Origin of the sequence: uncultured Holdemanella sp., assembly GCF_934772795.1 — a bacterium.
In the GTDB taxonomy this organism is placed as follows: Bacteria; Bacillota_I; Bacilli_A; order Erysipelotrichales; family Erysipelotrichaceae; genus Holdemanella.
In genome coordinates, this window is sequence record NZ_CAKVMR010000023.1 from 20896 (window position 1) to 31686 (window position 10791).

Sequence of the window (10791 nt, forward strand, 5' to 3'; positions counted from 1 at the left end):
AAGTATGGCTAAGATACATGTGTTAAGTGAACACTTGACAAATATGATTGCAGCTGGTGAAGTCGTAGAAAGACCGGCTGGAATTGTAAAGGAATGCGTTGAAAACAGTATTGATGCAGGTGCTACAGTCATAGAAGTTGAAGTATACCAAGGTGGTATTGAACGAATTGTGATTACAGATGATGGCTGTGGAATGGATCATGAAGATGCACATTTAGCTTTTATGCGGCATGCCACAAGTAAAATGCATTCAGAAGAAGAATTATTCAATATTCAGACTATGGGATTTAGAGGGGAAGCTTTACCAAGTATTGCTTCTGTTGCCCAAGTTGAATTGCAGACGAGTAATGGTGAAGAAGGTACTTTATTAAGATATAACTATGGAAGTTTGGATGTAGATGAACCTTGTAATTGTCCGCGAGGAACAAAATTAGATGTTTCTGGATTATTTGTTAAAACACCCGCACGATTCAAACATTTAAAGAGCACTTCTTATGAATTTTCTGTAATTGCCGATTTAATGAATAAAATGGCATTATCCCATCCACAGATTCGTTTTCAACTTTCTCATGATGGAAGAGTTGTATTTCAAACAAGTGGCAATGGAAATATCCAAGAAATTCTATACCAAATGTATGGCAAAGAAGTAGCTCAGAATGCGATTCCATTTGAAGGGAACAACGAAGATTTTCATATACATGGATATGCAATCCAACCAAAAATCAATCGAGCTACAAAATATTTTATGTTTTTAACTTTAAATACAAGATTGATTCGCAGTGTCGCAATCCAAAAAGCGATACTAGATGCGTATAGTGATTATATGCCGCCAAATCGTTTTCCAATCGTTGTTTTACAAATGGATTCAGACACACAATTGGTAGATGTAAACGTACACCCTAATAAATGGGAGGTTCGTTTGTCAAAACAAGGCGAAATGCTTGATTTAATTAAAACAACAATTCAAGATGCTTTAAATGCTTCTTTAAAAACAGTAGCGGTAAGTAAGCCAGAAAAGAAAAGCGTTGTATTTGAACAGCCAGAAATACAATATTCATATCCTATTAAGCAACAGCTAAAAGAGAATAAAACAATTGAACAGAGTTTTAAAAATTATAATCCAGTAGTGATCAAAGAAAAAGCGGAGCAGATACAGGTATATGAAGAAAAACCAGCTCCTGAAATAAAAATACAGGAAGAACCAATCTCATATCCAATTCCTAAGGACGATAAAAATGATAAAGGTCCAGAATTCTTTTTGCACCTTCAAGTATTAGCACAATTGCATGATTCCTATATTTTATGCAGTAATGAAGAAGGCTTGGTTATTGTGGATCAGCATGCTGCTCAGGAAAGATATCATTATGAGCAGTTAAACGAAAAATTATTAGTTCAATGTACGAACAAACAACCGCTTATGGTTCCTATCCAATTGGATGTTTCAAGTAACGTATTGGCTCAATATATGACAATCAATGAAAAAACATCATTCTTTGGGATTGAATTTGAACCATTTGGAACAGATCAATTGATTCTTCGTGAAATACCATTGTGGTTTCATGATGTGGATCAAAAACAATTCTTACAAGATTTATTAGATTATTTTGTGGAGAATCAAGATGTAGATATGGCAAAACTAAGAAAACATATGATTGCGACTATGGCATGTCACAGTTCAATTCGTTTTAATCGACCATTATCTATGCAGGAAATGAAGCAGGTTATTTTAGATTTACAAAAGTGTAAACAACCATATCATTGTCCTCATGGAAGACCAACCGTCATTGTGATGAGTGATAATGAATTGAGAAAGGAATTTGAACGTGGATAAACAGAAAGTATTAGCAATTGTAGGTCCAACTGGGATTGGAAAAACAAGTCTTTCCGTATGGTTGGCCAAACAATTAGATGGAGAAATCATTTCTTGTGACAGTATGCAAGTGTATAAAAAAATGGATATTGGCACGGCCAAAGTAACACAAGAAGAAATGCAAGGTATACATCATGAGTTGATTGATGTTCAAAATTATGATGAACCTTACAATGTAAAGGTGTTCCAAGAAAAATGCCGTACGGCTATCGAAGATGTTGTAAAAAGAGGAAAGTTTCCTATTTTATGTGGTGGAACAGGTCTTTATTTAAAAGCTGCATTGTATGACTATGAATTTCAAGAAGAACAAGAAGATGTTACTTATACAAATTTTTTAAATTCGAAAACGAATGAAGAATTGGTTGAAATGTTAAAAGAACAAGATGAAAAAGCTCTCGAAAAAATTCATCCAAACAATCGCAAACGATTGATTCGTGCTCTGCAAATTTGTCATAGTGGTACATCAAAATCGGAACAAGAGGACAAACAACAACATATTCCATTATATGATGTGTATTTTTTAGGATTAGATGTAGATCGAGACATTTTACATGATCGAATCAATAAAAGAGTAGATATTATGTTCGAAAATGGTTTGGTCAAAGAAGTGGAAGATTTGTTTATAAACCCAGAAACATGGGAATATACAAGCTTTCAAGGAATTGGCTATAAAGAATTTAAGGATTATTTCTTAAAAGAAAAAAGTATCGATGAAGTAAAGACAGCTATAAAAACACATTCTAGACAATATGCGAAAAGACAATATACATGGTTTAAGAATCAGATGCCTGTACATTGGTTTGAAGCGCAGAATAGAGATGAAATATATAGTGCAGTAAAGGAATGGTTGATGGATGAAGACAAATGAGAGAAGTGAATTGTTGCTAGGAAAAGAAGCACTACAAACACTCAATGATAAGACAGTCCTTGTTGTTGGAGTTGGAGGAGTCGGTTCTTTTTGTGTAGAAGCTTTAGCAAGAACCGGAATTGGTCATTTAATTCTTATAGACAAAGATTGTGTGGAACCAAGTAATATCAACCGACAATTAGTAGCGACCTTAGATACAGTAAATGAAGTCAAGGTGGATGTGCTAAAGAAAAGAATTAGTACATTAAATCCAAATTGTATTGTAGATACATATGCCTGTTTTTATGATCAAACAAAAAATGATGAAATATTTTCACAACCCATTGATTTTGTCGTAGACTGCATTGATTCAATTCAAAGTAAAAAGGATTTGATGCAAGCATGTATTGATCGAAACATACCATTTTTATCAAGTATGGGAATGGCAAGACGTAAAGATCCTACAAAATTAGTAGTTACAGAAGTAGAAAAAACTAGTTATGATCCAATGGCTAAACAGATTCGTCAATGGAAGAGAAAAAATCGTATACGCAATAAGATCTGGGTGGTGGCATCTTTAGAACAACCGATTCCAGTAGAATCAGGACAACCATTGCCTAGTGCTATTTTTGTTCCGGCCAGTGCCGGTTTACTTCTCGCAAGTACGTGTGTACAAAGATTGATTGAGGCTTAAAGAGGTAATGATTATATGAAGGATGTATTTATTGTAAATCCCAAATCAGGGAAGAACAGTCAATATGAATTAATACAAGAAATCAAAGAGCATTTTCAAGGAAAACGTATCATCATCGAAAAAACAAAAGGTCCTGAACACGCGACTTTTATCGCAAAAAAGTATGCTCTATCCAATGAACCTGTGCATTTATATGTATGTGGTGGGGATGGCACTTTGCACGAAGTCATTAATGGATGTGCTGAAAAAGAAAATGTGACTATTTCTGTGATTCCAATTGGAACGGGAAATGATTTTGTGAAATATTTTGAAGATTTAAAACGAGAAGATTTTTTAAATCTTGCAAATTATTCAAATCCAGAATACATGGACTGTGATTTGATTAAAGTGAATGGAGAATATTCAATAAATACAGTTTCTTTTGGATTTGATGTTGAAGTCGCAAAACAAGTAAACGAATTAAAGAAAAAAATGCCTACAGAAGGTATTATTCCATACGCATTGTCTGCTTTGATTAGTTTGAGAAAACCAATTGGTCAAGATTATCAAATTCAAATCGATACTAAAAGATTGCCAAAAGGGAAATATGGATTTCTTGTGTTTGCGAATGGAAAATACTATGGTGGAGGATTTAAACCATGTCCAGATGCCAATATTGATGATGGCTGGATGGATGTTTGTTTGATTTCAGATGTAAAGAGACATCAAATAGTTCGATTGGCAAAAAAATACCAAGAAGGAAATCACATTCAATACAAAGATTTAGTTACGATGTATCAAGCTAAAACAGTTCATTTAGATACAGAAAATGAAATTATTTATGCGAATATGGATGGAGAAGTAAAAGGATTTAAAAATCCAACAATCGAAATTGTAGAGAAGGCAATTCGACTTGCCCTTCCTAGAATATCATGAGTATGATACAATATTCAAAAATATAGGGAGTGTGGAAAATGGACTCGGATTTATGGATACAAATCCTTGAATTAGTTATTTTATTAGCTTTATCAGGCTTCTTTTCTTCAGCTGAAACAGCGATGGTTTCAGTTAGTAAGATTCGCTTGAGAACTTTGGAAGAAGAAGGAAATAAAAAAGCATCATTAGCTTTAAGAATATTAGAAAATCAATCAAAAATGCTAAGTGCTATATTGATTGGTAATAACTTAGTCAATACTTCAGCCGCTAGTATTGCTTCATTGATTGCTTATTCTTTTGGTGGAGCAGCTGTAAGTATCGCAACATTTATTATCACTTTTTTGATTTTAGTGTTTGGAGAAATCACACCAAAAACATGGGCTACGATCAATGCAGATAATCTTGCGATTGCGTATGCACCTGCAATTTCTTTTTTGATGAAAATATTAACACCAGTTATTTGGTTTGTGAATTTATTTAGTTCAGGCATACTAAAATTAATGGGAATAAAAGATTCAAACAAAAATATATCTATGACTGAAAGTGAGTTGCGTACAATTGTAGATGTTTCTCACGAAGAAGGTGTCATTGAAGAAGATGAAAAAGATATGATCAATAAGGTGTTTGATTTGGGGGATGCCAAAGCTAAAGATGTTATGGTGCCTCGTGTACATGTTGTGATGGCAGAAGTGGATAGTACATATAAAGACTTATTGGAGATATTTAGAGAAGAAAAGTTTACGCGTATTCCAATCTATCAAGATAAAATTGATAATATTATTGGTATTGTCAATATGAAAGACTTATTGATGTATGATGATTTTTCGCATTTTGATATGCAAAAGATTTTACGTAAACCAAAGTTCACATATGAAAATAAAAAAGTATCCGAATTATTGATTGAAATGAAACAATCCACATTTAACCTTGCGATAGTCATGGATGAATATGGAGAATTCTCAGGTATCGTTACTCTAGAAGATATCATTGAAGAGATCGTAGGAGATGTTCAAGATGAGTATGATGCACATGAAGAAGAAAATATTGTCAAATTAAATAATCAAACATATGATGTAAAAGGATATTTAAGCTTACATGATTTAAATGACTATTTAGACTTAGATTTAGATAGTGAAGACTTCGATTCCATTGGAGGATTGGTCATTGATGCCTTAGGTCGTTTACCACAGACAAATGATGAAACGACTTTACCAAATGGAATTCGCATTAAAGTCTTAAAGGTAGAAAAAAACCGTATAGAATCTGTACGATTGATCTTACCTGATTCATTAACAAAAAAGGATGTTTAACTACATTGTAGTAGTAAACATCCTTTATTTGTTTTCAGTAATATATTTGTTGAAAGCTTTCGCAATTGCTTTCGCAACCTTCTTTTGATTTGTTGGATTTTCAAGCTTTTGAATTTCCTTGGCATTCGTACTAAAACCAGCTTCAAATAAGATGGCTGGGATTTTTTGTTCATCAACTACATGTAGAGGATAAAATTCGGTTGTAAGAGTACCACGATCATGTGTCCATTCTAAATCAGATAAGTTTTTAGATATATATTCTGTGATTTGTTCACTTGCTTGATCGTCTTGACGAATATAAGAAACATATCCAGAACAAGTAGGATCTTCATTTGAATTGATATGGAAGGAGAAGAAATAATCGGCTTTTTCTTTTTTAGCCATCTCAACTCTTGCTTTTAAATCCTCGGATTCATCTTCTGGCCAAGTTACTTTATCACTGGTACGAGTATAGATAACCTTGATTTCTGGATTTAGTTCTTCTAGCTGTTTACCTGTTTCTAAAGCCAAAGCCAAAGTTAAATCTTTTTCGGTAGTACCATCCTCTGCAACGGTTCCTCCATCATAACCACCATGTCCAGCATCAATCATGACAGTCGCAATCGTTTCGTAATGTTTATTGACTGTTTTTGTTTTTGAATCTGAATTTGAATTTGAATGGTTTGACAACAAAACTGTGAAAGTACCTATAACCAAACATACACATGCCAAAACAATAAGTAGGTTTTGTGGTTTCAACTTTCTCTTCTGTGAATTTTGCATGGGATTAGTATAGCACTGTTTAAAAAATTATTCAAAAATTGCATGTCCAATTCGAACTGTATTTGAACCATGCTTAACAGCTAACTTATAATCTTGAGACATACCCATTGATAAAGTGTCCATATCTGGATATTGTTCTTTTAGCTCTAAATAAAGGGCATGCATCTGTTCAAATTCAGACTCAACTAACGCTTGATCGTCTGTTTTTGAAGCAACACACATAATTCCTTTAATTTGAATATGTTTAAATTCTTGCAATTGAGAAATAAAGTTTTTCGCATCCTTAAAAGGATATCCCGTTTTGTTTGGATCTTCTGAAATCTTTAGTTCTACCAATACCTTTTGTATGATGTCATGTTTGTTGGCTTGTTTTTCAATCTCTTCAGCCAGTTTCAATGAATCCAAGCTTTCAATCACATCGACCTTTCCAATAATATACTTCACTTTGTTTGTTTGTAGATGCCCAATAATATGCCAAGTATATTTTGGATCATACTTATCTATAAATTCCTGTACACGATTTTCTCCAAAAGTAGTTAGACCCATTTTTGCAACTTCATCAATTTCTTCTTTTGTACGCGTTTTAGATACAGCTACCACATTAAAATCCTGTGCTTTTAGTTCTTCAATTAATTCTTTATTCATATTAAAACAGTCCTTTCAATATCAATCTAATTATAGACGAAGAAAAAAAAGAAGCAACATTTGCTTCTAGTTAAATAGCTTTCCAAATAGCCATCTCACACATGGCCCACACTGACTACTCCTCACCGCAAGCAGTGAGGGTTCTGAACTGACAACATTATGCAGCAATCGTACATTATTTTCAAACTTTGGATTCCTGTCTTTCTGTTGGAGCAGTGAACTCTACAATCAAGCACTACATTTAGCACATTAGCGATTGTTTTCTGTATCTCTACATGGAAGCATAGTCAATCTCCCAATTTAACATGTATTTAATTTACTCTTATTCCACTGTTCATGACTTTGATCTGATTCATCTGGATATATTCTATCGTTTCATTTTGATTTTTATACTGTTTCTCAAATTCATGAATACACTTGTTCTTATCGATTTTGTTTGTATTTAGATCAATGCAGTACAAAAGAAAGGACGAATATAAATCTCTTTGTACCATTGTTCCATCTTGCAGTTTATACATTCTTTGTGACAATGATTTTTTGACGTATTCATCACTCGTATGATCATATTGACTTGCCTTATAATCATTTGGCACTTCAACATAGATTCTGAACTTTCTTTTAGCCTGACTCTGAAAATAGCCTGGACATCTATTTTTTATAGATCTTCCATATCTTTTCTTTCGCTTTCCAGTTTTAGCACGCTTTTGCAGTTTCTTGGCATTCTTTGGCTCTGTCACAAAGATATCACCTAAGCTTCTTAAATCATTTACATCTTCATTGATAGCTAAATGTCGATTGGTCGCATTAATTCTGCACAACTCTGTATGTTTCGTTCTCAATTTCTTATAGCGATTCGAGTATGTCCACTTCTTCTTTCCTTTTTTGATAGTTCCATCCTCATTGTAGTTGTCTGGATTCGTTGCTCTACGGCTTCTGTCCATTGCACGATAGATCCGTCTTTCTTTTCGTTCATTGACTTCAATTGAGCTTCCTCTTTCTGCAAGATTCTTTAAACCAGCTTTGGTTTCTGTTGTATACGCAATCGTCTGTGTTCCAATATCACATCCAACAACGCCACTTCCTCTACTGTGTTTAAAATTGCCAAAACGATCCTGTTTCGGTTTAGATAAACCTTCAATTGTGATATGTACATAGACTCTTAACTTACTACGAATCTTTTTACATACAAGACTCACGTAACAAGGTCTGTATGTTGAAACACAGATATCAGTTTCTTTATATGTATTTGCCACTATCGAATCCATTAATTCTGCATTCTTCAAATAATACAGTATGGCATCCACTTCCTCTTGTTCATAACGGTCTTTGATATTTACACCAAACTCCATATTCTTGAATTTGAAATTCATTTGTTTCATTATGATTCCACGATTGATCTGTTTAGCACGAATACATGGAAGATCTCCACGCTTTTTAAAATGAATCGTTTCTCCATCGGAATAAAGACATTTTTCGATTCCATGAAATACATCCTCCGCTTTCGTTAGTGCAAATACGGCATCGATTCCATATTTCTTTCCAATGGGAATCATTGAGGTTCTGCAGTAATCCCATGTCACATCATACTGTTTCTGCATTTCCTTCATCTGATCACATACATCTTTTAATGCCTTCTTATTATCGGCATCCTTATATTTCTTATAAAGACTTTTTAGCTTGCGATACCTTTTTGTACGAACAAGCTGATCATATCTTTTTTTCATAATTCCAGTCAGCTCATTACCAGCCTTACGAATCAAATCGGCATAATGAAAAATCTGACACTTTTCTACATAAGTCAGATTCGTTTCCAATACTAATACATGTCTATCTGAACATCTACGATAGGCTTTCAATTCGGGTTGTATCATTTTTCTGCTCCTCGATATATTTCTTGATTGCAGCTTCACTGATATGCCCTACAGAAGATATAAAATATCCATTTGACCATAATTTTCCACATCTCGCATAGAATCTCTTCAATTCCGGATACGCCTTAAACAATTGGATTGCACTCATAGATTTCAATGTTCGAACAACATCACAAGGTGCAGTCGTTACAGGACAGTCTACAAAAATATGTATATGGTCAGGCATGACCTCTAAAGCTTTTATAATATATCCGTACGCATCACAAACTTCAGAAAGGATCTTCTTCAAGGTTTCATCCATACCATCACATCTGAACTTTGGACACCATATAATATGATACTGAACTAAATACTTACAATGAGAAGCACGATGATAATTCTCATTCTTCATGATCATTCACATCTTTTAACTGATACTTTTCCTGGATACCTCTACGCATCAAATCTAGAAAAGTAATCGTTTTACCTTCTTCAACCGAATAGATTCTGGCAAGGTTTTCCAGCTCTTTTTTCCATTCACCAGGAATGGCAATATTGATCTGAACATTGTTTGTTCTAGGTCTAGGCATGATATCAACTCCGAACTATTTCTACATATATTATATATTTTTTATACGCATTATACAATACAAAAAGTGGCTTTCATCTCTATAGCAAGTTATGGAGTTTTTGCCACTTAAATATAACAAATTTGCCAAAAGAAAGCCATTGGAAAATTAAATAAGATAGTCATAAACCATACAGAAATAATTTGTACACCTGGCGTTTTAAATAAGATAGTCGCAATCAAACTCATAACAGGACACATGATACAAATAATGTAGAATGAAATCGCAAGTGTGATGAAGAAAGGTCGATCGCTAGGTGTTACAACTTTAAAGGCAAAGTGATGGGCTAATTTATCGACAAAGAAAAATTCTAAAATGAAAGCAACCGGCCACATGATAACCAATTCATGAAAAGCCAACAAAAAGACTTGATGGGACATACCACCCATATTTAAAGCGATGTTGTAACAAATCATGGCATAAACCATCAAAAAAGACATTAATAAAGTGAATATAATATTCTCGAATTTTGTTTTTGGCATATATTTTTCCCTCCTAAATGACTTGGTAGTGTCAAAAATCAACATTTTGATACAAATACAACTACCTTGATTTATTTGTATTTATCTTTAAGTTGTTTCCCTTTTTGTATACAAAAAGGGATGAACACAATATACTAAGTACGACCAAGAACCAGAATAGAGGTGTTCATCCCGTGCAAAGTATACCACAACTTATTGAACTTTTTAAACATTTTCAGTCTTCTGCTTTTATTTTCTTCACTCAGATTGAGCCTTTGATCTTGGCTGACTCAATTCCTGACTCTTTAAACAGTAAGATTAACAACACTGACTTCCTTAACTTGGTCCAGGATTGTCAGAATTCCTTACAGCGTCTTGATGACTATATCAATGTTCTTCATCCTTTAATGGCCAAAGAAATCAAGAGGCTGATCAAGAAACAGAAATCTTCTTCCAATGGCCGTATGATTCCTTATGCGGATTTCACAATCGACAAAGCTCCTATATTTGAAAAGACTGTTCAGTCTTTAAATTTTGAACAGCTTCTCGAAGAAGCTCTTAAAGCCGGAAATGAAATCAAGCCAGTCAAACATCGCTCTGATTTTTCTTTTGATGTTGTTTGTCCCATTTGTGGAGCTTCTCATGAATACATCTATGATAACAATGGTCGTGGACAATACATGTGCAAAGTCTGTAGAAATACATTCACCGTTAAGACCACTACGTCTGAGGAAGCAGGTATTTACTGTCCTTACTGTGGAAGTAAACTATCAAAACATCATGACCGCAAAGGCTATGTTGTCTATGT

At 33.9% G+C, this 10791-nt stretch carries 11 protein-coding genes and 1 pseudogene; 6 read left to right on the top strand and 6 right to left on the bottom strand.

From position 1 onward, the window contains the following. Nucleotides 1–4: 4 nt before the first annotated feature. From mutL to Q0F04_RS05835, 5 genes are read left to right on the top strand one after another with little or no spacing between them, the layout of a single operon-like run. Nucleotides 5–1831, top strand: a complete 1827-nt coding sequence (gene mutL, locus Q0F04_RS05815; protein ID WP_295751201.1) for a DNA mismatch repair endonuclease MutL — start codon at nt 5–7, stop codon at nt 1829–1831. Beyond that, on the top strand, nt 1824–2738 hold the full coding sequence (miaA, locus tag Q0F04_RS05820; protein WP_295751204.1) for a tRNA (adenosine(37)-N6)-dimethylallyltransferase MiaA: 915 nt from the start codon (nt 1824–1826) through the stop codon (nt 2736–2738). Before mutL ends, miaA begins: the two co-directional genes overlap by 8 nt. Further along, nucleotides 2725–3411: a tRNA threonylcarbamoyladenosine dehydratase gene (locus Q0F04_RS05825; RefSeq protein WP_117571013.1), complete on the top strand. Its 687-nt coding sequence runs from the start codon at nt 2725–2727 to the stop codon at nt 3409–3411. Before miaA ends, Q0F04_RS05825 begins: the two co-directional genes overlap by 14 nt. Before the next feature lie 15 nt (nt 3412–3426). Then, nucleotides 3427–4326 carry a diacylglycerol kinase family protein gene (locus tag Q0F04_RS05830; protein WP_117571014.1) on the top strand — a complete coding sequence of 300 codons (900 nt, stop codon included), beginning with the start codon at nt 3427–3429 and terminating at the stop codon, nt 4324–4326. 38 nt (nt 4327–4364) lie between these two features. Then, nucleotides 4365–5636 (top strand): hemolysin family protein, encoded by a 1272-nt coding sequence (locus Q0F04_RS05835; RefSeq protein WP_295751209.1) that lies wholly within the window; start codon nt 4365–4367, stop codon nt 5634–5636. 24 nt (nt 5637–5660) lie between these two features. On the opposite strand, the gene Q0F04_RS05840 is transcribed toward Q0F04_RS05835, so the two are convergent. The 6 genes from Q0F04_RS05840 to Q0F04_RS05865 form a co-directional block, all read right to left on the bottom strand. Continuing rightward, nucleotides 5661–6398: an N-acetylmuramoyl-L-alanine amidase gene (locus tag Q0F04_RS05840; protein ID WP_295751212.1), complete on the bottom strand. Its 738-nt coding sequence runs from the start codon at nt 6396–6398 to the stop codon at nt 5661–5663. A 27-nt stretch (nt 6399–6425) separates the two neighbouring features. Next, nucleotides 6426–7043, bottom strand: coding sequence for a YggS family pyridoxal phosphate-dependent enzyme (locus Q0F04_RS05845; protein ID WP_295751215.1), 618 nt, complete (start codon nt 7041–7043; stop codon nt 6426–6428). Between the two features lie 311 nt (nt 7044–7354). Continuing rightward, nucleotides 7355–8914, bottom strand: coding sequence for a hypothetical protein (locus Q0F04_RS05850; RefSeq protein WP_295751217.1), 1560 nt, complete (start codon nt 8912–8914; stop codon nt 7355–7357). Continuing rightward, complete coding sequence (gene tnpA, locus Q0F04_RS05855; protein WP_295751220.1) at nt 8883–9305, bottom strand: IS200/IS605 family transposase; 423 nt, start codon at nt 9303–9305, stop codon at nt 8883–8885. Before tnpA ends, Q0F04_RS05850 begins: the two co-directional genes overlap by 32 nt. Beyond that, nucleotides 9295–9483, bottom strand: a complete 189-nt coding sequence (locus tag Q0F04_RS05860; RefSeq protein ID WP_217292981.1) for a hypothetical protein — start codon at nt 9481–9483, stop codon at nt 9295–9297. The genes tnpA and Q0F04_RS05860 overlap by 11 nt, the downstream gene beginning before the upstream one ends. Nucleotides 9484–9590: 107 nt before the next feature. Continuing rightward, nucleotides 9591–10004, bottom strand: a complete 414-nt coding sequence (locus tag Q0F04_RS05865; RefSeq protein ID WP_295751223.1) for a DUF2798 domain-containing protein — start codon at nt 10002–10004, stop codon at nt 9591–9593. A gap of 386 nt (nt 10005–10390) precedes the next feature. On the opposite strand from Q0F04_RS05865, the pseudogene Q0F04_RS05870 reads away from it, so the two are divergent. Beyond that, nucleotides 10391–10791 (top strand): annotated as a pseudogene (locus tag Q0F04_RS05870) (hypothetical protein); the annotation flags it as partial.